This is a genomic window from Paraburkholderia sp. BR14312, assembly GCF_040948675.1.
GTDB classification, from domain to species: Bacteria; Pseudomonadota; Gammaproteobacteria; order Burkholderiales; family Burkholderiaceae; genus Paraburkholderia; species Paraburkholderia nodosa_A.
On sequence record NZ_JBFPKI010000007.1, the window covers coordinates 284,715 to 305,635 of the forward strand.

Annotated in this window: 21 protein-coding genes; 9 read left to right on the forward strand and 12 right to left on the reverse strand. The window is 63.5% G+C overall.

Annotation, left to right across the window (positions count from 1 at the left end):
• Positions 1-73: 73 nt before the first annotated feature.
• The 4 genes from AB3X98_RS21405 to AB3X98_RS21420 all read right to left on the reverse strand — a co-directional run bounded on the left by AB3X98_RS21405 (position 74) and on the right by AB3X98_RS21420 (position 4,207).
• A complete protein-coding gene (locus tag AB3X98_RS21405; RefSeq protein WP_368604203.1) occupies positions 74-1,132 on the reverse strand; it encodes a sulfate/molybdate ABC transporter ATP-binding protein in 1,059 nt (352 codons plus the stop codon).
• A 2-nt stretch (positions 1,133-1,134) separates the two neighbouring features.
• Entirely contained in the window at positions 1,135-2,103 is a 969-nt protein-coding gene (gene cysW, locus AB3X98_RS21410) for a sulfate ABC transporter permease subunit CysW (protein ID WP_368604202.1), read from the reverse strand.
• Positions 2,103-2,999: a sulfate ABC transporter permease subunit CysT gene (gene cysT, locus AB3X98_RS21415; protein WP_368604201.1), complete on the reverse strand. Its 897-nt coding sequence runs from the start codon at positions 2,997-2,999 to the stop codon at positions 2,103-2,105. The genes cysW and cysT overlap by 1 nt, the downstream gene beginning before the upstream one ends.
• 149 nt (positions 3,000-3,148) lie before the next feature.
• The gene (locus AB3X98_RS21420; protein ID WP_368604200.1) at positions 3,149-4,207 is read right to left on the reverse strand and encodes a sulfate ABC transporter substrate-binding protein; all 1,059 of its coding nucleotides are present in this window, start codon (positions 4,205-4,207) and stop codon (positions 3,149-3,151) included.
• Positions 4,208-4,500: 293 nt separating this feature from the next.
• Here AB3X98_RS21420 and lexA point away from each other — a divergent pair, with 293 nt between their 5' ends.
• From lexA to AB3X98_RS21435, 3 genes are all read left to right on the forward strand, one after another.
• The gene (gene lexA / locus AB3X98_RS21425; protein WP_042268621.1) at positions 4,501-5,151 is read left to right on the forward strand and encodes a transcriptional repressor LexA; all 651 of its coding nucleotides are present in this window, start codon (positions 4,501-4,503) and stop codon (positions 5,149-5,151) included.
• Positions 5,152-5,215: 64 nt separating this feature from the next.
• Positions 5,216-5,593 carry a hypothetical protein gene (locus AB3X98_RS21430; RefSeq protein WP_368604199.1) on the forward strand — a complete coding sequence of 126 codons (378 nt, stop codon included), beginning with the start codon at positions 5,216-5,218 and terminating at the stop codon, positions 5,591-5,593.
• Positions 5,594-5,689: 96 nt separating this feature from the next.
• Positions 5,690-6,373: a DUF2939 domain-containing protein gene (locus AB3X98_RS21435; RefSeq protein ID WP_342945661.1), complete on the forward strand. Its 684-nt coding sequence runs from the start codon at positions 5,690-5,692 to the stop codon at positions 6,371-6,373.
• A gap of 61 nt (positions 6,374-6,434) precedes the next feature.
• On the opposite strand, the gene AB3X98_RS21440 is transcribed toward AB3X98_RS21435, so the two are convergent.
• Positions 6,435-6,905 (reverse strand): universal stress protein, encoded by a 471-nt coding sequence (locus AB3X98_RS21440; protein WP_069267551.1) that lies wholly within the window; start codon positions 6,903-6,905, stop codon positions 6,435-6,437.
• A 321-nt stretch (positions 6,906-7,226) separates the two neighbouring features.
• Here AB3X98_RS21440 and nodI point away from each other — a divergent pair, with 321 nt between their 5' ends.
• A complete protein-coding gene (gene nodI, locus AB3X98_RS21445; RefSeq protein WP_069267611.1) occupies positions 7,227-8,141 on the forward strand; it encodes a nodulation factor ABC transporter ATP-binding protein NodI in 915 nt (304 codons plus the stop codon).
• A 43-nt stretch (positions 8,142-8,184) separates the two neighbouring features.
• On the forward strand, positions 8,185-9,021 hold the full coding sequence (locus tag AB3X98_RS21450; protein WP_133184261.1) for an ABC transporter permease: 837 nt from the start codon (positions 8,185-8,187) through the stop codon (positions 9,019-9,021).
• A gap of 18 nt (positions 9,022-9,039) precedes the next feature.
• Here the strand turns inward: AB3X98_RS21450 and AB3X98_RS21455 are convergent, their stop codons facing one another.
• From AB3X98_RS21455 to AB3X98_RS21465, 3 genes are all read right to left on the reverse strand, one after another.
• Positions 9,040-9,462: a hypothetical protein gene (locus AB3X98_RS21455; protein ID WP_042268617.1), complete on the reverse strand. Its 423-nt coding sequence runs from the start codon at positions 9,460-9,462 to the stop codon at positions 9,040-9,042.
• A gap of 104 nt (positions 9,463-9,566) precedes the next feature.
• On the reverse strand, positions 9,567-10,628 hold the full coding sequence (locus tag AB3X98_RS21460) for a permease (RefSeq protein ID WP_368604197.1): 1,062 nt from the start codon (positions 10,626-10,628) through the stop codon (positions 9,567-9,569).
• A 190-nt stretch (positions 10,629-10,818) separates the two neighbouring features.
• Positions 10,819-11,871, reverse strand: a complete 1,053-nt coding sequence (locus AB3X98_RS21465) for an NADP(H)-dependent aldo-keto reductase (RefSeq protein WP_368604196.1) — start codon at positions 11,869-11,871, stop codon at positions 10,819-10,821.
• A 183-nt stretch (positions 11,872-12,054) separates the two neighbouring features.
• On the opposite strand from AB3X98_RS21465, the gene AB3X98_RS21470 reads away from it, so the two are divergent.
• Positions 12,055-12,297, forward strand: coding sequence for a hypothetical protein (locus AB3X98_RS21470; protein ID WP_069267554.1), 243 nt, complete (start codon positions 12,055-12,057; stop codon positions 12,295-12,297).
• A gap of 126 nt (positions 12,298-12,423) precedes the next feature.
• Here the strand turns inward: AB3X98_RS21470 and AB3X98_RS21475 are convergent, their stop codons facing one another.
• A complete protein-coding gene (locus tag AB3X98_RS21475; RefSeq protein WP_028204875.1) occupies positions 12,424-12,696 on the reverse strand; it encodes a hypothetical protein in 273 nt (90 codons plus the stop codon).
• A 502-nt stretch (positions 12,697-13,198) separates the two neighbouring features.
• Here AB3X98_RS21475 and AB3X98_RS21480 point away from each other — a divergent pair.
• Both AB3X98_RS21480 and AB3X98_RS21485 read left to right on the forward strand, forming a co-directional pair.
• A complete protein-coding gene (locus AB3X98_RS21480; RefSeq protein WP_368604195.1) occupies positions 13,199-13,456 on the forward strand; it encodes a hypothetical protein in 258 nt (85 codons plus the stop codon).
• 700 nt (positions 13,457-14,156) lie between these two features.
• Positions 14,157-16,946: an ATP-binding protein gene (locus AB3X98_RS21485; RefSeq protein WP_368604194.1), complete on the forward strand. Its 2,790-nt coding sequence runs from the start codon at positions 14,157-14,159 to the stop codon at positions 16,944-16,946.
• A 709-nt stretch (positions 16,947-17,655) separates the two neighbouring features.
• On the opposite strand, the gene AB3X98_RS21490 is transcribed toward AB3X98_RS21485, so the two are convergent.
• The 3 genes from AB3X98_RS21490 to AB3X98_RS21500 all read right to left on the reverse strand — a co-directional run bounded on the left by AB3X98_RS21490 (position 17,656) and on the right by AB3X98_RS21500 (position 19,331).
• Positions 17,656-17,793, reverse strand: a complete 138-nt coding sequence (locus AB3X98_RS21490; RefSeq protein ID WP_368604193.1) for a hypothetical protein — start codon at positions 17,791-17,793, stop codon at positions 17,656-17,658.
• 143 nt (positions 17,794-17,936) lie between these two features.
• Positions 17,937-18,323 carry an acyl-CoA dehydrogenase family protein gene (locus tag AB3X98_RS21495; RefSeq protein ID WP_368604192.1) on the reverse strand — a complete coding sequence of 129 codons (387 nt, stop codon included), beginning with the start codon at positions 18,321-18,323 and terminating at the stop codon, positions 17,937-17,939.
• A gap of 126 nt (positions 18,324-18,449) precedes the next feature.
• Positions 18,450-19,331 (reverse strand): serine hydrolase, encoded by an 882-nt coding sequence (locus AB3X98_RS21500; protein WP_368604191.1) that lies wholly within the window; start codon positions 19,329-19,331, stop codon positions 18,450-18,452.
• A 153-nt stretch (positions 19,332-19,484) separates the two neighbouring features.
• Between AB3X98_RS21500 and AB3X98_RS21505 the strand changes: the two genes are divergently transcribed.
• Positions 19,485-20,897 carry an aspartate aminotransferase family protein gene (locus tag AB3X98_RS21505; RefSeq protein WP_368604190.1) on the forward strand — a complete coding sequence of 471 codons (1,413 nt, stop codon included), beginning with the start codon at positions 19,485-19,487 and terminating at the stop codon, positions 20,895-20,897.
• Positions 20,898-20,921 lie beyond the last annotated feature (24 nt).

Sequence of the window (20,921 nt, forward strand, 5' to 3'; positions counted from 1 at the left end):
GGGACTGCTGACCGATTATTCGTTTTTGTCGATGTGAGCACTGTAACGCTTGCTGCGCCGCTTTTTACAGCGCTCATTGCGCCGGAAATACGCGAAGTCCGCGCGGCACGGCCGTCACGCCCTCGCCGACCGAAAGGCCCAGCGCACGCCACGACTCGCGGTCGAGCTCGGCTTCGAGCGCGCCGCCCGTGCGGCTTTCCAGCTCCACGCGCACCGAGCCGCCCAGCGTCACCACGCGGCGCACGTCGACGACGATGCCGTCGCGATGATCGCTCGCTTCGCGGTGCAGCACGAGGTCGTGCGGCCGCACGTAGGCGAGCGCGGGGCCTTCGAAGCTCGCGTGCACGGAGATCGGCTGCGCCGCGCCCTCGGCGACGAAACCGCGTGCATCGACGCTACCGCGCAGCCGGTTCGCGGCGCCCAGGAACTCGTAGACGAAGGCCGTCTGCGGATGATCATAGACGTCCTGCGGGCTACCGACCTGCTCCACGTGCCCATGATTCATCACGACGATGCGATCGGCCACCTCGAGCGCTTCCTCCTGGTCGTGCGTGACGAAGATCGTCGAGATATGCAGGTCGTCGTGCAGGCGACGCAGCCACGAGCGCAACTCCTTGCGAACCTTGGCGTCGAGCGCGCCGAACGGTTCGTCGAGCAGCAGCACCTTCGGCTCGACGGCGAGCGCGCGCGCAAGCGCGATGCGCTGACGCTGGCCGCCCGACAGCTCGGACGGATAGCGCTGCGCGAGCCAGTCGAGCTGCACGAGCTTGAGCAGTTCATGCACCTTCTCGCGAATCACGGCCTCCGAGGGCCGCTCGCTGCGCGGCTTCACGCGCAGGCCGAACGCCACGTTCTCGAACACCGTCATGTGGCGGAACAGTGCGTAATGCTGGAACACGAAGCCCACCTGGCGCTCGCGCGCGCCCACCTCGCCCACGTCCTGGCCTTGCAGCACGACCTGGCCCGCGTCGGCGTATTCGAGGCCCGCAATGACGCGCAGGAGCGTGGTCTTGCCACAACCGGAAGGTCCGAGCAGCGCAACCAGTTCGCCCGGCGGAAAGTCGAGCGAGACGTTGTCGAGGGCGGTGAAGTCGCCGAAGCGCTTGTGCAGATTGCTGACGGTGATGCCCATGTTTACTGCTCCCCTACTTGAATCGGTTGGCGCACGGCGCGAGGCGCTGCGTGTTGTGAAACATGTTGCACGGCCACGGGTTGCGGGCCGGCGTAGGCGGGAATCTCGTCCGCGCCGCGCAGTTCCGCCGAAAGGCGGCGCTCCGCGAGCAGCTTCAGGCCGAGCGTGACGAGCGCGAGCAACGCGAGCAGCGATGCCACGGCGAACGCCGCCGCGAAGTTGTACTCGTTGTAAAGAATCTCGACGTGCAGCGGCATCGTGTCGGTCTGGCCGCGAATATGACCCGACACCACCGACACCGCGCCGAACTCGCCCATGGCGCGCGCGTTGCAGAGAATCACGCCGTACAGCAGACCCCAGCGGATATTGGGCAGCGTCACGCGGCGGAACATCTGCCAGCCCGAGGCGCCCAGCACGTGGGCGGCCTCTTCTTCGTCGTTGCCCTGCGCCTGCATCAGCGGAATCAGCTCGCGCGCGACGAACGGGAACGTCACGAAGATGGTGGCGAGCACGATACCCGGCACCGCGAAGATGATCTGCACGTTGCGGTCTTCGAGCCACGGCCCGAGCCAGCCCTGCGCGCCGAACAGCAGCACGTAGATGAGACCTGAAATCACGGGCGAAACTGAAAACGGCAGGTCGATCAGCGTGGTGAGCAGCGCCTTGCCGCGAAACTCGAACTTCGCGATCGCCCACGACGCCGCGAGGCCGAAGCCCAGATTCAACGGCACCGCGATCGCCGCGGTGATGAGCGTGAGCTTGATCGCGGAGAGCGCGTCGGGATCGACGAGCGACGTGAAGTAGAAGCCGATACCCTTCGACAGCGCCTGCCAGAACACCGCGACGAGCGGCACCACGAGAAACAGCGCGAGAAACGCGAGCGCAATGCCGGTCAGCAGCCAGCGCACCCACGGTGATTCGGTGACCGGGTCCGGCCGGCGCGTACTTCGTTGTTGCGGCCGCGTGCTCATTACGCACCTCCCGCGACGGTTGCGGCCACCACGGCATTCGGCGCGCTGCCGGCCGTTACACCCCGGCTCGTGCGGCGCTGCAAATACCACTGCAGCGAATTGATGAGCAGCAGCATGACGAACGAGACGCAGAGCATCATCACGGCAAGCGCCGTTGCGCCCGCATAGTCGTACTGCTCGAGCTTGGTGATGATGAGCAGCGACGTAATCTCCGACTTCATCGGCACGTTGCCGGCGATGAAGATGACCGAGCCGTACTCGCCCAGCGCACGCGCGAACGCGAGCGCGAAACCCGTGAGGAGCGCCGGCAGCACCGCGGGCAGCACGACACGGCGGAACGTGAGCCAGCGCGAGGCGCCGAGGCACGCAGCGGCCTCTTCCTGTTCGCGCTCGAAGTCCTCGAGCACCGGCTGCACCGTGCGCACGACGAACGGCAAGCCGATGAAGGTCAGCGCCACGAGCACGCCGAGCGGCGTGAAGGCGATCTTCAGACCGAGCGGCTGCAGGAACTGGCCGATCCAGCCATTGCCGGCATACACGGCGGCGAGCGAAATGCCCGCCACGGAAGTCGGGAGCGCGAACGGCAGATCGACGAGCGCATCGATCACCCGTTTGAACGGAAACCTATAGCGCACGAGCACCCACGCGAGCAGGAAGCCGAATACCGCGTTGATCAGCGCCCCGCCGAGCGCGGCGGTGAACGTGAGCCGGTACGACGCGATCACGCGCGGCGACCACACGGCGCGCACGAACTGGCTCCAGTCGAGTGTCGCCGTCTTGAGAAAGGTGGCGGCAAGCGGAATGAGCACCACGAGGCTCAGATAGGCCACCGTGATGCCAAGCGTCAAACCGAAGCCAGGCAGCGCACTGGGCTTGCGCAATCGAAACGTTGTCATGCTCATCGTCCAGACATGGGTTGCGCGATTCGTGCGTTGCAGATTCGCGCCGAAAAGCGCGCCCGTAGGCGCGCTTCGTTGTTATGCGATCACGTCGTTATGCGGACCGCTTACTGCTTGACCGCCTGCTGCTTGACTGCTCGACAGCTTTACTGCGGCTGATAGATCGAATCGAACACGCCGCCATCCGCGAAATGCGTCTTCTGCGCGTTGGGCCAGCCGCCGAACGTGTCGTCGACCGTGTAGAGCTTGAGCTTCGGAAACTTCGCCGTGAGCGCCGCCGGGACCTTGTCCGAACGCGGACGGTAGAAGTTCTTCGCGGCGATCTCCTGGCCCTCTTCGCTATAGAGGAACTGCAGGTAGGCTTCGGCCTCCTTGCGCGTGCCCTTCTTGTCGACGACCTTGTCCACCACGGCAACCGGCGGCTCAGCCAGAATGCTCACCGAAGGCACCACGATCTCGAACTTGTCCGGGCCGAACTCCTTGAGCGAGAGAAATGCTTCGTTTTCCCATGCGATCAGCACATCGCCGATGCCGCGCTGCACGAAGCTCGTCGTGGCTCCCCGCGCGCCCGAGTCGAGCACGCCCGCGTTCTTGTAGAGCTTCGTGACAAAGTCCTTCGCCTTCTGCTCGTTGCCGCCCGGCTGGTGCAGCGCATACGCCCACGCCGCGAGATAGTTCCAGCGCGCGCCGCCCGAGGTCTTCGGATTCGGCGTGACGATCGAGACACCCGGCTTGGTCAGATCGTCCCAGTCCTTGATGTGCCTGGGGTTGCCCTTGCGCACGAGGAACACGATGGTCGACGTGTATGGCGAGGCGTTGTCGGGCAGGCGCTTTTGCCAGTCCTTCGCGACGATGCCCTTGTTGGCGAGCGCGTCGATGTCCCATGCCAGCGCGAGCGTCGCGACGTCGGCCTGCAGACCGTCGAGCACCGAGCGCGCCTGTGCGCCCGAGCCGCCATGCGACTGTTTGATGGTGAGCGTTTCGCCCGTCTTCGCCTTCCACTGCTTGATGAAGGCTTCGTTGATGTCCTGGTACAGCTCGCGCGTCGGATCGTAGGAGACGTTGAGCAGCGATGTATCCGCGTGAGCGGCCAGCGGCACCATAGCCGCCATCGCCGTGACGCCGACGAGCGGCGCAACGCCGATGACCAGTTTTGCCGCCAGTGTTTTCAGCCAGCCCGCGCGCCCCGTATGTGTCGTGCCCATCTATCTGTTCTCCGTTCTCGTGTGTGCTCGTTTGCGCTCATTGATGAAACCGCAGCTAACGATGGAGGCCAGTCTAGCGATCCCCTTACATTATTAAAAATGATGTTTTCTTATTTTTTAATACGCAAAAGTGGTAAGGACAGAGGAAGTCGCTGTTAGAGCGCGGTTTCATCCGCGCAAACACGGGAAAACGGCCTGATGGCAACGTTCAGTCGATGAACTTCAAGTAACACTTGAAAAGTGGCGAGTACTGTATAAAAATACAGTTACCTGTTCAAACATACAGTGGCGCCATGACCAAACTCACCGCACGACAGCAGCAGGTTTTCGATCTGGTTCGCCGGGCCATCGAGCGCACGGGCTTTCCGCCCACGCGCGCCGAGATCGCGGCGGAACTCGGCTTCAGCTCCGCCAACTCCGCGGAGGAGCATCTGCGTGCGCTGGCGCGCAAGGGCGTGATCGAACTGGCTGCGGGCGCCTCGCGCGGCATCCGCCTCGTGCCGGGGCCCGACGACCTGCCGCACCAGTTCACGCTCCCGCACCCGAGCATCATGCAGCTCTCGCTGCCGCTCGTCGGCCGCGTCGCTGCGGGTAGCCCGATCCTCGCGCAGGAGCACATCTCGCAGAACTACATGTGCGACCCGGCGCTCTTCTCGAGCCGCCCCGACTACCTGTTGAAGGTGCGCGGCCTTTCCATGCGCGACGCCGGCATCCTCGACGGCGACCTGCTCGCCGTGCAGAAAAAGGCCGAAGCGAAAGACGGCCAGATCATCGTGGCGCGCCTCGGCGACGACGTGACCGTCAAGCGCCTGAAGCGCCGTCCGAACGGGCTCGAGCTGATCGCCGAGAACCCCGATTACGACAATATTTTCGTCGAGGCCGGCAGCGCGGAATTCGCGCTCGAAGGCATCGCGGTCGGGCTGATCCGCCCCACCGAATTCTAAGGAATCCGTCTGAGCGCGGTTTGCACATTGTTTGCGCACCATCTGCGCATACCTGGAGAGAGTCATGGAACGTCTTGCCCGCCTGCTGCCCTTCCGCCAATTCGGCCGCCTTCGCCATCTCCGTGGAATCGCCTCGTGCGCGGTCCGCGAAGTCCGCGATTCGGCTGCCGCACTGAGCGGCTCGCTCTTCGAAGACTCGCCTGAGATGGTGGCGGCCAGCGCAGCCGACCTGCCCGTGCTGCCCTCGGCACAGCCGGCGTTTGCGCGCGTGTCGCTCAACAGCACGCTCAACACCGAACAGCCCATGCGCCGCGCGCCCGTGCGCGTCTATCAGGGTCCGTCGCGGCTCATCCTAGTCGGCACGGTCGACGCGGTTTGCCGCGCAATCGACCGCTGCATCGCCGAGCAGCACAGCGACCTGCCCGCGGCACTCGCGAAGTAAGCAGCAACGCTGCCCAAATGTGAGAAGAGGTTACGGGCGGGATCGTTTGGCCCGGTTTGCGGTCAACACCGTGTTTAAACGATTTGCCCTATGCCGATGACGGAATCTCTCTCTACCCCGCGCAAGACCCAAGGCTGGAAAAAGCCCGTTGCGATCACGGTCGCCGTCGCAATGGTCGTTGCCGCGATCGGCTACGCCTATGCGTCGCCCTATATCGCGGTGAAACACATGAAAGCCGCGGCCGACGCGCGTGACGCCGTCGCGCTCAACGAATACGTCGATTACCCTGCGCTGCGCCTGAGCCTGAAACAGCAGGTGGGCGAGATGCTGCACCGGCGCGTCGAGGGGCAGCACAGCAGCAATCCGTTGCTGATCCTCGGCGCCGTAATTGGCGCGGCACTGATTAGTCCGCTCGTGGATGCCTACGCCACACCGGAAGGCGTGGCCGCCCTGCTCGATGGCATGCCGCCGACGGGCAAGCCCGGCGACCGGCCACACGCGCCGCCGCCAGCGGAATCCGGCGCGCCATCCGCGCAATCGGCAGAGCCGCCGCAATCGGCACCCGCCTCCGCCGCGCCACCGGCCCCGGCCGTATCCGGCACCCCCGCGCCCGAGGCGCGGCCGGTGACCACGGCGGGCTATCGCGGCCTCAATGAGTTCGCGCTCACGTGGGACCGCGGCAGTACGGGCGAGCACTACGCCGCCATCCTGCAGCGTCACGGGCTCTTCTCGTGGAAGCTCTCGGCGGTCGAGCTAAGCGAAGGAAACGTCTCGAACTGAGACAGATCGGCAGTGGCAGCGCTAACAGGCCGGTTCCAGGCGAGCCGGCCCGCTCGATCCCCTACGCGGCGGCTTGCTGCTGCTTTTCCTCAGCCGCCGACGAACACGCCACGAGAATGCTGCACGAAACGCGGTCGAGCAGCGGCGTGTTGCCGGCGCCCATCCACCAACGCGAGAGCCCTGTGCGGCAGCGGTGGCCCACCACCACGAGGTCGGCATTCAGCTCGTTGGCCAGATTCGCGATTTCGTCGATCGGATGACCGAACGCGAAATGCCCCTGAGCGCGCACGCCGCGCTCAGTTAGCCAGTCCACGCCTTCCTGAAGAATCTCGCGCGCCGTTTCCTCGAAGCGGCCGCAGGCCACGTCGGTCAACAGGCCGGCGCTCTGGGCGATCGTCGAACGCATGTCGACGACCGAGAGCAAGTGCGTCTCGGCCTGCAGATCGAGTGCAAGATCGGCGCCGCACCGCAGCGCCTTGCGGCCTTCGCGCGAGCCGTCGTAACAGAGCAGAATTTTTTTATAGCTCGCCATGATCGCTTCTCCCCGCCCGCGTGATTTGCAGGCTGTGCGATTCTCATGATGGTGCGCCGCAATTCCACACGCAAGGGCTGGAAAACGCCAGGTGTGCATCGAAAAACGCCAGGCGCGTCCCAATCGGCGCATGCATCTTGCACAGTGCTGGATGCTTGCCGCGACATGCATTTACCTCGTGCATCGTCAAAACACTTGTGAGCGACGCCCGACCCGCCGCGCAGCAATGCACTAAAATGGGCCGCCTCGTTTCGTGCGATTTTTCGTTCGGTACTTCGAGCGACTCGCGCGATGCCCGATCGACTCACGTTCAACCGGTCCATGCCCGCACCCGCCATCGAATTCGAGCAGGTCATCAAACATTATGGAGACAGGACGGTCGTCAACGGCCTGTCGTTCGACGTCGTTCCCGGCGAGTGCTTCGGACTGCTCGGCCCGAACGGCGCGGGAAAAACCACGACACTGCGCATGCTGCTCGGCATCGTTTCGCCCGATGCGGGTCGCATCAGCCTGTGCGGCGAGCCGGTGCCGGCGCGCGCGCGCCACGCCCGCCAGCGCGTGGGGGTGGTGCCGCAGTTCGACAATCTCGACCCCGACTTCACCGTGCGCGAGAACCTGCTCGTGTTCGGCCGCTACTTCGGCTTGTCCGCGCGCGAAACGCGCGAGCTCGTCGCGCCGTTGCTCGAATTCGCGCGCCTCGAAAGCAAGGCCGACGCACGCGTGGGCGAACTCTCAGGCGGCATGCGTCGACGTCTCACACTCGCGCGCGCGCTCGTGAACGACCCGGACGTGCTTGTGATGGACGAGCCCACTACGGGCCTCGATCCACAGGCACGGCATCTGATCTGGGAGCGGCTGCGCTCGCTGCTCGCGCGCGGCAAAACGATTCTCCTCACCACGCATTTCATGGAGGAGGCCGAACGGCTTTGCAATCGGGTCTGCGTGATCGAGGAAGGCCGCAAGATCGCCGAGGGCGCACCCAAGGCGCTGATCGAATCGGAGATCGGCTGCGATGTGATCGAGGTGTACGGACCGGACCCGGTCGCGTTGCGCGATGAACTTGCGGCCGACGCGAAGCGCACCGAGATCAGCGGCGAGACGCTGTTCTGTTATGTCGACGACCCTGCGCCTGTCCATGCGAAGCTGCGCCATCGCTCTGATTTGCGCTATCTGCACCGGCCCGCGAATCTCGAAGACGTGTTCCTGCGGCTCACGGGCCGCGAGATGCAGGATTAACGGCGGCAGGATCAACGCCCGCGTACGAATCGCCAAGGACACCATGCAGACACGCACCAACAACCCGACGCCCTCGCGCCCCGAACATGCGAGCGTGCGCGAGCCGCGCGCTGCGCTGCCTTCGAACGCGACGCACTGGATGGCCGTATGGCGGCGCAACTATCTGGTCTGGCGCAAGCTCGCCCTCGCGTCGATGTTCGGCAATCTCGCCGATCCGATGATCTATCTCTTCGGTCTGGGCTTCGGGCTCGGGCTGATGGTCGGGCACGTCGACGGCGTCTCGTACATCGCGTTTCTCGCGGCAGGCACGGTGTCGTCTTCGGTGATGATGTCGGCGAGCTTCGAGTCGATGTACTCGGGCTTCTCGCGTATGCACGTGCAGCGCACTTGGGAAGCGATCATGCACACGCCGCTCACGCTCGGCGACGTGGTGCTCGGCGAGGTGATGTGGGCCGCGAGCAAGTCGATGCTATCGGGCGTGGCGATCATGGTGGTGGCGGGCCTGCTCGGCTACGCGAGCTTTCCTTCCATGCTGCTCGCGCTGCCCGTGATCGCGCTCGCGGGCCTCGCGTTCGCGAGCTGCGCGATGATCGTCACCGCGCTCGCACCGTCCTACGACTTCTTCATGTTCTATCAGACGCTCGTGCTCACGCCGATGCTGCTGCTCTCCGGCGTGTTCTTTCCGATCGCGCAACTGCCCGCCGCCGCGCAGCACATCACGTTGATGCTACCGCTCGCGCATGCCGTTGCGTTGATCCGCCCCGCCATGCTCGACCGGCCTGTCGAGCAGGCCGGCCTGCACCTGCTCGTACTCGCGATCTACGTAGTGGTGCCCTTCGCGATCGCATCCGTGCTGTTCCGCCGGCGCATGATGCGCTGACACCCCATAGCGCGGCGTTCAGTCCTCGTCGTCGCCCCAGGGAATATCGACGTCCGAAATAAACGCGACCGTCGCGAACGGGCCGCCTTCCTGGCGGCCGACCTTGCCGTCGGCGCGATGCCATTCCACGCGGAACATCGTCGATTGGGTCTGGGCGAGCAAGCGCACCGTGCGGATCTCTTCGGGATCCGACTCCTCCACCGGGCCATCGAGCGAGACCAGCAGCGACTGCGGCCAGAGACCGTCGGCCGGGTCGTAGATGCGATCGCCGTCGGGGATCGAAGTATCCGCCTCGACGCCGATGGTGGCCGAAGCCTCGACGATCATCTTGCCGAGTGCACGAAGCACCGCCGTGGCACGTGCCGAATTGGCCTGGCGAATGGCGAGATCGCCGCGCGTGAGCGCCTGCTCGAGTTTCGGATTGGTTTTTTGCTTTGCCATGCTGGTTTTCGGGCCGCGGCCCGCTCCGTGGCGGACGGCGAACCGCCCGCGTATTACAAGAATGCCAACGCTGAACGCATGGCGCCTGCCTCGTCCCGGCGTCCCTAGAAGCCTAGCGCCACCGCCGCGACCCCGGCGGCGATGCCGAAGAACACCACCGTCGTGCCCACGACCGCGAGCATGCGCGGCCGGAACGAGCCCGCCAGCATCGCGAACGACGGCACGCTCACGGGCGGCAGCGTCATCAGCAGCGCGCCCGCGGGACCCACACCCATGCCGAGCGCCAGCATCGCCTGGATGATCGGCACCTCGCCGGCCGTAGGAATCACGAACAGCATGCCGACCACGGCGAACGTGACGATCCAGCCAAGGCCGCTCGTGATTTCCGGGCCGATATGCGGGAACAGCCATGCGCGAGCGGCGCCAAGCAACAGCACCAGCACGATGTATTCCGGCACCAGCCGCACGGCCATGCGCGCAAAGATGCGCGCCCAGCGCACGAAGACGTTGCCGCCTTCGGCCTGCTGCTGGGCGAGTTGCGCGAGGCGATCGTCGGCGGCACGCGATTCCTCGGGCGTCACGAGCCGGTTGCAGACCCAGCCGAGGCCGAACACCATCAGCAGGCCCAGCGTGAGACGCAGCGCACTCCACTGCCAGCCGAGCACGAAGCCCATGAACACGAGCGTCGCGGGATTGAGCACGGAGTTGCCGAGCCAGAACGCAATCGCGCCACCAGCCGACGCATTGCGCGCGCGCAGGCCCACGACCACGGGCGCGGCGCAGCAGGTGCACATCATGCCGGGCACGGCGAGCAGGCTGCCCGCCGCGACGCTGCCGAAGCCGCGTCGGCCAAGCACGCGCGCGACCCATTGCACGGGCAGGAGCGCCTGCACGCCGGAACCGAGCAGCAGGCCGAGCACCATGGCCTGCCAGATCGCCTTGCCATAGGCGTAGGCGTAATCGAGCGCGGCGGAGAACGAGGGATCGGGGGCGGTGGCCGCGCCGCCCATCAGGATCGATTTGCCGATGGAGTGCGTCTCCTCGGCGGTAAATGCGCGGTGATAGTACGGGAACCACTTCACGTAGAAGAGGCCGGCCACCGCCAGCAAAATAAAAATGGGCCAGCCGTAAGACGGGGGCGATTGCGCTGGACGTGCGCTCGTCATTGTAAAAATTCTCCGGGATTGAGCGTATGAACGGCCGACGGGGCGCCGTCACGCGAGGCGTGATGGCGCCCCGGCGGCGCATGCTGGATCGTAGTGTATGCCTTGCGAATCGCCAACGCCTTTGCTGCGTTGGCGCCTCACGCGACGCCGCGCGGCCCGGTGAGGGACAGCGCGGTTTGCCGCTTTCCCTTTAAGGGGCCGGATTCGGCTGCCGCTCGTGCAGCGCGTCGATCTGCGCGAGCACTTCGGGGGTGAGCTTGACGTCGGCGCTGGCGATGTTTTCCTTCAACTGCTCGAGCGAGGTCGCGCCGATCAGATTGCTGGTGAGGAACGGCCGGCTGTTGACGAACGCGAGCGCGAACTGCGCAGGCGTGTAGCCATGGGCGCGGGCGAGTTCCACGTAACGCGTCGTTGCGGCCGCCGATTCCGGCTTGCTGTAGCGCTTGAAGCGCTCGAACCGCGTGATGCGCGCGCCTTCGGGACGCGCCCCACCCTCGTACTTGCCCGAAAGCCAGCCGAACGCGAGCGGCGAATACGCGAGCAGGCCCACGGCTTCGCGGTGCGCGAATTCGGACAGGCCGCTCTCGAACGTCCGGTTGAGCAGGCTGTACGGATTCTGGATGCTGACGATGCGCGGCAGCCCGAGCTTTTCGGCCGCACGCAGGAACTGCGCGACGCCCCACGGCGTTTCGTTCGACACGCCGATATGGCGGATCTTGCCCGCCTTCACGAAATCGGCGAGCACGCTGAGCGTTTCCTCGATCGGCACCGTGTATGCATCGTCGAGATACGGGTACATGCTGCGGCCGAACGTCATCGTGCTGCGATCGGGCCAGTGCAGCTGATACAGGTCGACGTAGTCCGTCTGCAGGCGCTTCAGGCTGCCGTCGAGCGCTTCTGTCAGGTTCTTGCGGTCGAACTGGTTCTGCGGCCCGCGAATGTGCTGCGGATTGTGCGGCTGGCGCGCCGGGCCTGCAATCTTGGTGGCGAGCACGATACGCTCGCGCGCCGCGCGATGCTGCGCGAGCCACGTTCCGATGAAGCGCTCGGTCTGTCCCTGTGTCTCCGGGCGCGGCGGCACGGGGTACATTTCAGCGGCATCGATCAGCGTGACGCCCTGGTCGAGCGCGTAGTCGATCTGCGCATGCGCCTCGCGCTCCGTGTTCTGCTCGCCCCACGTCATCGTGCCGAGCCCGATCAGGCTCACCTTGACGTCGGTCTCGCCGAGTGTGCGGTATTCCATGGAAACGTTGTCCATCAGTTCGGTTGGGGAGCGCCGAAACTACCACGACGCGGGAAATTTTTCAGGAGTTGCAGAATACGACCGCATGCTTCCGCAAGTGGCGCAATGCGCCGCGGCGGTCGCGGCGTCGCTCGGCGACAGACGTGCCAGAATCCGCACGTGCGCCTACCAGGAGAAATCGGCATGGAAAACCGACGCAGCTACGAATACATGGGTTTCGACATGACAGCCGGCGTGGACGGCGATCACGAAGCCGGTTTTTTCGTCTCGACGCAGATCATCCAGAGCCTCACGGACGCCGAAAACGCCAACGTGCCGGTCGACGGCATCGCCGCTGGCCGCTTTCCGACCCAGGACAACGCCTTCGACGCGGCCTTCGATCGCATTCGCGAAGCGATCGACAAGCGCCTGCGCGCCGCTTCCTGAGCGGCGCACGGGAAAGAAACAGAACGGCCGCAGAAAAGCAAAAAGCCGGACGTCGCAACGACATCCGGCTTTCAGGCCGCCCGACTCGCGGGCGGCTCAGCAACGAATCGGAGACTTCGGCGCGACTTACTGGCCGAAGAAAACCGATTGCGGGCCCGTGGCCTTTGCATGGCTGCCCGACTGCGAAGCCGAGCCGGCGACACCGCCGTAAGCCGTTTGGGCGCCTTGTTCCTGGACGCGTTCGGCGGCCACGGTCTGGACGCTCTGGCCACGCTGCGAAGCGGGCGCGCCGACGTCCGGGCGATAGAACGGTGCCGGGCCGTAGCCGCTGGCGAACGCCGGAGCGGCAACAGAAGCGGTAGCTGCGACCAGCAGCGCTGCGATGAGTTTGGTCTTCATGGTGGACTCCAATATCAGGTTCAGTTGCGGATCGGGAAGGCGCCGCGCCTGGGAGGTCAGTGCCCACGAGCTGCGTCAACGAAACTCAGTGTATACACCTACTATCGGAAAATAATCGCGATAATCCGAATTTACTATTCTCCGTTCCACAACAATCCTGTCAGGCAGATCTGACGGGGCTGAGCGCCGAACAGACCCTAAAAGTGCTCCCAAAAAAATTTGCGCGACGCAGCAAATTGCACGCGGATTACATAACGCGGATAGGGTTTTTCGGCCGAAAATGGTCATCGGGCGCACTTCCTGCTTAGGTATCCGGCAAATTGGCGCAGTGCGCAAAGGGTACGAAGAGCCAGGCCCGCATGCGTTAAAATGCAAGGTTGATCCACGTCAGCCGTTACTCCCCGGTTTCCCATCGCCATGTCCGCCACCCGTCAAGCCAGCCCCCGCCGCGTTTCTGTCGCGCCGATGATGGACTGGTGCGAGGGAAGTATCTGATGCTTACGTGGCGGGCCTCTGCGGGCTATTCGAATTTTTCCGTCGCAGTTTGTCGTCGCAGTGCATCCCGAGCCGCGCGCCTGAAACGCTGCGACGGCGTTGGGAAAGCAAGGCTCGTGCGACGATTGGCCACGCCGACATTGTCGTCGCCATGGTCGGTCCGAAGACGCATAAAGCTCAACTGATGGTCAAGGAGGTGGCGATGGCGCGCGCGGCGGTCGTCAAGATCGTGCAGGACAGCCGAAGGCGAGCACCGAACGGGTGAGGACGCGGCGCAAGAGACCCTTGACTGGACATGGCGGATGGCTACCTCACGGGCTTGCCACCTGCGGCCGCAACAGGCACGAGGCAAATACGCCGCGCGGCGAGCTGTCCAATCGCCCACAATGCCGGCGGCCGCGGCGGCGAGGCTTGGCCAGCCGCTCTCAAGCGCGTCGCTGGCCTCCGACCAGGCAGCGCCCGAGGCGGATGCGCAGCCGCTACGCGCGCAGCTAAAAGAGCGCGAAGCGCGGCCCACCGCACGCGACGCGTCGAGCGCTATCTCCACCACACGCTGTGGCACTACCTGATCGGGTCCCTCGAAACGTGGCCACAGACAACATCGCGTGAATTCCAGCACTACGTGCGCAACCGCTCGGTGATGCATCTGTGTCCGCGCTGCGCGTGAGCGACGCAGCCCACGCGAACGCGGCCGACTGCGAGCGTGGCCGGCATCACGCTCGCGCCCGAGATGAATCGCCTCATCATCGACTACGTGCTTGCTCGAAAGCGGCGGCTTCCGAGAGTCGCGAAGTTAACCGCTGCCCTAGGGGCTGGTGATGCGTGGCATACGGCTTGCTGCCTACCTAGATCGCGGACCGCTTGCGCGATCCGCAATGAGCGGCTTCTCCTCTTCCGCGGACGCGATGACAAGCCGCCGCGGCGGTCAAAACATCTGAATGAAGCGAGTCCCGGAGGCTACCACCATGAATCTGGTCGACGACGTCCGCCAGCGTTTTGGCGTGGTACCGAATTTTTTCCGTTTGACGCCAGAAAATCCGGACATCACCGCGAAACTGTGGGGCTTTGCCTGTTTTGGTTATCTAGACAATCCGCTGCCGTCACTGTTCAAGGAGAGGCTGTTCGTCTGGTTGTCCCGCTTTTGCGAAGTGCGTTATTGCATCGTCCGGCACGTCGGCTTTCTGGTCGGCTTGGGGCGTGTAGCCGGCGACGCCAGTTGCACTCCTCAGTCAGTGGACGAAATACTTCGACTTTTACGAAAGCCCGTGCCACTCGCAGGAGCACTACGGGCCTGCATCGAACATTGTGCCTCCTTCAAAGAACCCCTTTCGGAGATGCCGCAGCCCAATTCGGAGCTCGAATGGTCGATGTTTGCCTGCGCGACACATCTGTTCCTGCATACATCAGCCGAGTCGGCCTGCTCTGACGCGCTACGTCGAGCGCTCGGGCCGGTCCAAATGGAAAACTTCCTGCTGTTTCTTGTATTCATACGCACCGCGCACTCCTGGACGGAGCTTCATCCGGAACTCAAGTTCGAGGAAGACATTCAACATTTGCTGGCAACTCACCAGGAACTCGGACAGTGCATGCTTGACGATCCCGCATCTGGATTGGGCAATACCAGCCAGCGCCTTCTTGCCGAGCTTGATTCCCTGCGCACGGAAAAGCTGGAAATTGAGCGCGAAAATCAACGACGGCTCGAGAATGAGCTGGCGGAAAGTCGTCTCCTGCATGAGATCAGCAACGAACTGATCGGCGAGCAGCAGGTCGACGTGCTTTACGACAAGATCGTCGATACCGCTGCGCGTCTCATGCATTCGCCATGCGCCAGTATGCACATCGTGCGAGAACGTGGTGATGGTAGCAAGACACTCGAACTGCTCGGCTATCGTGGATTTGCAAAGGGTGTTGCAAAGTTATGGGACCAGATCGATGTCGGATCCGCAACGATGTGCGGATCAGCGTTGTCAAATGGGCGTCGCATTGTTGTAACTGACACCGAACAATGCGACGCCCTGGCAGGACGTGACGAACTCGACATGTTTCGCAAGCTGAACATCCGTGCGGCTCAGACGACGCCGCTGCACGCCCGGTCTGGTGCAATGGTCGGGACCATTTCAACGTACTGGTACGAGACTCGCGAGCCCTCAGAGCATGAGTTTCAGACGTTCGATGTGCTTGCGCGGCAGGCCGCCGACATGATTGAACGGGAGCAGGCAAGGGAGGCGCAGCGCGCGAGCGAAAAGCGTCTGTTGACGATCATCGAGCAGCTTCCGGCTGGTGTTGGCGTGATGGATACAACGGGTGCCTGGACGCTGAACAACGCCTTGATGGACCAATATATGCCCACCTCCATTCCGACGAGGCTGCCGAATCGCGACTCGCATTGGCGTGTGTGGGACGAGGATGGGAACCTCAGTGTGCCAGAGAGCTGGCCCTGTATGCGGGCCTTGGACGGCGAGACGGTCATGCCAGGGACCGAAATGCTATACACGGATGATGGAGGACGCGAACACTGGATGCGCGTCAGCGCTGCACCACTGCAAAACGATTCCGGCGACATCATCGGGGCTTGCTGTGTCGTGCAGGACACTACGCAACTCAAGCGGGCGGAAAACGCACTCAGAGAGGCCGATCGGCGTAAGGATCAGTTTCTTGCGACGCTCGCACACGAGTTGCGCAATCCGATGGCCCCGATCCGCAGTGGCCTGCAACTCCTCCGTCTTGCCGGCGCAGATAACAAGGCAACGGATCGAATCCATGGGATGCTTGAGCGACAGGTCAACCAGATGGTCCGTCTGGTCGACGATCTTCTGGAAATCTCGCGCATTGCCAGCGGCAAAATCGAACTGCGCAGGGGCCCGGTTGATCTTGCCACCGTACTCCACAGCGCGGTGGAGACCAGTCGCCCGCTTATCGATGCGGCCGACCACCGGCTGACCATCAGCCTACCTCACGAACCGTTGATACTCCACGGGGATCCTCTCCGTATCGCACAGGTCATCGCAAATCTGCTCAATAACGCTGCGAAATATACGGGGCATGGCGGTCAGATCTGGCTCACCGCCCGCCGCGAGGGTACAGAGGCTATCGTGTCGGTGCGGGACAATGGCATGGGCATTCCACCAGCCATGCTGGCCCAGATATTTGACCTGTTCACGCAGGTGGAGCGCACTCACAACCGAGCCCAGGGTGGGCTCGGTATTGGCTTGACGCTTGTTCGCACGCTCGTGGAAATGCACGGAGGAAGCGTCGAGGCACGGAGCGAAGGTCCGGGCAAAGGCAGCGAGTTTCAGGTCCGATTGCCCATTTCCAGGCAGAAACGTGAGGCGCGCGATCGCGACCGGCAGGCGCAACCATCGGATGCCATGTGCGGACATCGCATTCTCGTTGTCGATGACAATCGTGATGCAGCGGACAGCCTCGGTATGCTACTCGAGCTGTACGGCGCCGACGTCAGCATCGTACGCGATGGACCGGCGGCGCTTGCTGCACTTGATATATTTCGGCCGGATGTTGTGCTGCTAGACATCGGCATGCCGGGCATGGACGGCTACGAAGTCGCGCGCCGGGCGCGGGAGAAGCCCGGTTTTCAGCGCTTGACGCTTATCGCATTGAGCGGGTGGGGACAGGAGGAGGATCGACGCCGCTCGAGGGATGCCGGAATCGACCATCATCTGGTTAAGCCAGTTGACGTGAGTGCGCTAGAGCACCTACTGGCGAGTTCAGGCAAACATGGCGGCAGCACAGGCTGAGGTGTGCGTTTGTGATCTCAATGGGGTTACTGATCACAGACTCGAAGTGGTGACGCTGCAAGCGCAACCGTTGTCGATTAGATGACGGATTTGCCGTTTCCAAGCTCACCGTGGTTTGGGTGGGTCGAACCCGGCCATCCATGTTGCCTGTATTGACTATCGACGATGGCTGCGGACATGCCGCCAGGCAAGACGCGCGCAGCAGGTCGGAAAATCCGGGCGCTGTCGGGCCGGCGCTGTCCCTTGCCGGACAGGCGTCACGCGGCTTCATGATGGTGCGGTTCTGACCGCACGGCCGCGCGAACGGTAAACGGCCCTGTGAGCCTCCCGCCTCCCGTGCCTCGAGCTAAGCATGGCCCGACCTATTCCATGCGCCATCGTCGCCGGCGCGCGATTTGTCGTTTTTGCTCGGTCTTTCGCAGTTCGATAGAAATGTCTGCGGCAGTGCACAGGCAAAAAAAATCGGCCTGTGTGAAGGCCGATCAAAACACATAGCTTGGGAACCATAGGATGTCCACGGTTCATGGACCATTGGAGCGGAAAAGCTGTGAGAGCGCAAGCACGCCAGAATCTTTATGCGACGTGCATCGCGCGAGTGACATAACGGGCCGCCGGTCACGAACCGGGTCGGCACCACCACGACTGTCCATAGGCGACATCACCAATGAACTCGATGCCGGTCAGCATGAAGCCGAGTGCTCCCACCCAACTAAAGTTCGGCACCGTGCAGCGGCGGCAATGGCAGCTGATCGGATGCACCCGACTGCGAAAAGCTCGCGACCTTCGTTATCCGCCCGTACTGCTCGGACTGCTGCTGGTTGATCGTCAGGTCTTCGCTGACAGGCATTGCGGCTTCGATGTCGCGCTTCGGCCATGAGGCGTCGTTCGTTACTCGCTTGGAGGGGACGTTCGAACGTCAGCTCTTCTCCCTCGTACGGTCATCGGACACTGAGGCCGGTTCCGGCCCGAGAGTCTGGCCTGCGAGGAGTGTCAACGCTCACAACGTCCGACATTGAGTTGCATGTGTCCCACGCGTCCATCGGCGTGAAGGCGTGTGTGGTCCCGCCTTGCGCGCGAAGTTGCCAGCGCCATCCGTTCGAGTCCGAGGCACTTCATGATGTTCTTCCACGCCTGTCCCGCGCCGCCGAAGAGATTCGACGCTGGTACTCGAACGTTGTCGAAGAACGCCTCGTTTGCGTGTGTCGTGCGACGGCCCAGCATATTCAGCGGGCGGATCGTCACGCCGGGCGCCTTCGCATCGACGAGGATTGTGCTGATGCCCTGATGGCGAGGTGCTTCCCGATCGGTCTTCGCAATCACAACAATGTAGTCTGCCACGTGAGCGCAGGTGATCCAGACCTTGCTTCCGTTCAGCACATACTCATCGCCGTCGCGTACCGCCGTGGTCCGTATGCTGGCATCCCGATGTTTTCGACGAACTCCGCGGCATGGAAATGCGCGCCCGCCGGCTGTCGATCTGGATGGCGGCGACTTTTATCCGCATCATTGGGCTCCGGCGCCGCCTTGCAGGGCGGCAAGTGCCTGCGCCACGATGCGGGCCACGGCGGCCAGCAGTAGCGCACCCTCGCCGCCGTGCAGGGTCTGCGCGGTGCGTGCGTCGGTGAAACCATCGGCCAGCACCGCCAGCACCACGCTGTGCTCACAGACGGTCAGGATGCCGGCGTCGTGGCGAAGGCCGGGCAACTGTCCGGTCTTGTTGGCGAGCATGGCGCCGGCGGGCAGCGCGGCGCCGAAGTGGGCACGTTCGCGCTGGTCGGCCAACAGGTCCAGGGCGAAGGCGCGCAGTTGGGCGGGCAAAGCGTCGTCGCGCAGCAGCCAGCACAGCGATGCCGCGGCATCGCCGGCGCTTGTGAGATTGTCCAGTCCGGCCGCTCGCGCAGCCGCATCCATCATGCGCCGTTGCAGCCGCGTCCGGGCCAGCCCGGCACGCGCGCACCAGTCGTTGACGGCTTCCACACCGAGCATTTCAATGAGTGCATTGGTGGCCACGTTGTCGCTGAGCACGATCATCAGCCGTGCCAGTTCCGCCAGCGTCAGCCTGCCGACGCTTGGCAACTGGCAGAGGATGCCGGTACCGCCCACGCGCTCGATTCCAGCAAGCGAGGCGTTCTGTTCCAGGCGCAGACGACCCTGTGCCACCTGTTCCAGCATGGCGAACAGGATCGGCAGCTTGATGATGCTGGCCGACGGCTGCACGCGTTGAGGCTCGCGTTCCAGTACGAGCGTGCCATCGGCGAGCCGGAGGCTGAGCGCCACGCGCGCCGGCGTGCCATCAAGCAGTGGCGCGAGCCCGGCTTCAACGCGCGCGCGCAGCGCGGACACGTCCGGGGGCCGGGTACCGAGCGGGAATGCTGCGAGATCCAACGTTGTCTCCTTGCGTCGTCAGACTAGCACGAAGAACAGCCCCGAGAACAGGCACAGGTTGCCGACGTTCGACGAGATTGATCTCTCGGCGGCCTGCTATAACTTAACCGTTGAATCGCCTCCGGCCGGAAGCAACACAACGGGAGAACGATCATGGACCCCTCTGACGCGCTTGCGACTGCATACGCCATCGCAGTGGACTTTCACACTACGCGGCTGCAGCATTCTCCCAATGCGAGTGCGAGCGTCTCGCAGTTGCTGGAGGCATTCGATGGCCCCTTTCCCGAATCGCCGGCGGCAGCCGATCAGGTTGTCCATCAGCTAGTCCGCACGGCCGAGCCGGGGTTGATGGGGACTGCTGGAGGACGTTTTTTTGGATGGGTCGTGGGTGCGTCACATCCTGCGGGAGTCGCGGCGGACTGGCTCACGAGTGTGTGGGGTCAAAACGGCGCAAGTTTTGCCAGTTGTCCGGCGAATGCTGTAGCGGAGCATGTCGCCGGCCGCTGGCTTTGTGAACTTCTGCGACTTCCGCCGGAATGCTCGATCGGCTTTACGACTGGTGCCACGATGGCAAACTTCGTGTGTCTCGCCGCGGCTCGCAATGAGTTGTTGCGGAAGGCCGGCTGGGACGTCGAGGCAGAAGGGTTATTCGGTGCTCCGAGAGTTGGCGTGTACATCGGGGAGGACGCACACGTATCTGTACTCGCATCATTGCGGTACCTCGGATTTGGCGAAGGCCATGCAGTTCGTATTCCAACTGACCAAAGCGGCCGGATGCGCGAGGATGTGTTGCATGCAGCACTCGCGAACGCGACGGAGCCAGCGCTCGTAATCGCACAGGCTGGCCAGATCAACACAGGTGCATTTGATCCTGTCGATGCCATTGCGGAGATCACCCACGCGCGACAAGGATGGCTTCACGTCGACGGCGCCTTCGGTCTATGGGCACGGGCGTGTCCGGCAACGGCTCACCTGGCAAATGGAATCGAGAAGGCCGATTCGTGGGCCACCGACGGCCACAAATGGCTGCAGGCACCATACGACGCTGGATATGGGTTTGTTCGGAACGCGGAAGCACATCGGCACGCGATGAGTAGTGAAGCGAGCTATTTCATCTCGTCGGAACAAGACGTCCGTGACCCGAGGAGCTACGTCCCGGAACTATCTCGGCGGGCGCGTGGGTTTGCGACGTGGGCGATTATCTCGACGCTGGGCAGGCAAGGCATTGCCGAAATGATCGAATGCCATTGTGAACAAGCACGAGCCATGTCCGAAAGTCTTGCCAAAGAGCCCGGAGTTTACGTGCTGAACAAGGTCGAGCTTAACCAGTTTGTCGTGCGCTTCGGCTCCCCGGAACCTTCCGAATCATGCGATCAATTGACGAAGGCGGTTGTCCGCCGTGTTCAGTCCAGCGGCATATGCTTTGTAGCCGGTGCAGCCTGGAAAGGCACGTGGGTGATGCGCATTTCGATCATTTCCTGGCCGACTACAAGCGAAGACGTCGATCAGGCCGTAGATGCGATCACTGGCGCCTGGCGATGCGTAAGAGACGCTGCCGGAACATAGAGAGCGTCCAGGACAGACTTCAGC

Bases quoted from the DNA above. Each gene is read 5' to 3' on its own strand.
- AB3X98_RS21405 (WP_368604203.1), bottom strand. From the start codon at position 1,132: ATGGGCATCACCGTCAGCAATCTGCACAAGCGCTTCGGCGACTTCACC.
- cysW (WP_368604202.1), bottom strand. From the start codon at position 2,103: ATGAGCACGCGGCCGCAACAACGAAGTACGCGCCGGCCGGACCCGGTC.
- cysT (WP_368604201.1), bottom strand. From the start codon at position 2,999: ATGACAACGTTTCGATTGCGCAAGCCCAGTGCGCTGCCTGGCTTCGGT.
- AB3X98_RS21420 (WP_368604200.1), bottom strand. From the start codon at position 4,207: ATGGGCACGACACATACGGGGCGCGCGGGCTGGCTGAAAACACTGGCG.
- lexA (WP_042268621.1), top strand. From the start codon at position 4,501: ATGACCAAACTCACCGCACGACAGCAGCAGGTTTTCGATCTGGTTCGC.
- AB3X98_RS21430 (WP_368604199.1), top strand. From the start codon at position 5,216: ATGGAACGTCTTGCCCGCCTGCTGCCCTTCCGCCAATTCGGCCGCCTT.
- AB3X98_RS21435 (WP_342945661.1), top strand. From the start codon at position 5,690: ATGACGGAATCTCTCTCTACCCCGCGCAAGACCCAAGGCTGGAAAAAG.
- AB3X98_RS21440 (WP_069267551.1), bottom strand. From the start codon at position 6,905: ATGGCGAGCTATAAAAAAATTCTGCTCTGTTACGACGGCTCGCGCGAA.
- nodI (WP_069267611.1), top strand. From the start codon at position 7,227: ATGCCCGCACCCGCCATCGAATTCGAGCAGGTCATCAAACATTATGGA.
- AB3X98_RS21450 (WP_133184261.1), top strand. From the start codon at position 8,185: ATGCAGACACGCACCAACAACCCGACGCCCTCGCGCCCCGAACATGCG.
- AB3X98_RS21455 (WP_042268617.1), bottom strand. From the start codon at position 9,462: ATGGCAAAGCAAAAAACCAATCCGAAACTCGAGCAGGCGCTCACGCGC.
- AB3X98_RS21460 (WP_368604197.1), bottom strand. From the start codon at position 10,628: ATGACGAGCGCACGTCCAGCGCAATCGCCCCCGTCTTACGGCTGGCCC.
- AB3X98_RS21465 (WP_368604196.1), bottom strand. From the start codon at position 11,871: ATGGAATACCGCACACTCGGCGAGACCGACGTCAAGGTGAGCCTGATC.
- AB3X98_RS21470 (WP_069267554.1), top strand. From the start codon at position 12,055: ATGGAAAACCGACGCAGCTACGAATACATGGGTTTCGACATGACAGCC.
- AB3X98_RS21475 (WP_028204875.1), bottom strand. From the start codon at position 12,696: ATGAAGACCAAACTCATCGCAGCGCTGCTGGTCGCAGCTACCGCTTCT.
- AB3X98_RS21485 (WP_368604194.1), top strand. From the start codon at position 14,157: ATGAATCTGGTCGACGACGTCCGCCAGCGTTTTGGCGTGGTACCGAAT.
- AB3X98_RS21490 (WP_368604193.1), bottom strand. From the start codon at position 17,793: ATGCCTGTCAGCGAAGACCTGACGATCAACCAGCAGCAGTCCGAGCAG.
- AB3X98_RS21505 (WP_368604190.1), top strand. From the start codon at position 19,485: ATGGACCCCTCTGACGCGCTTGCGACTGCATACGCCATCGCAGTGGAC.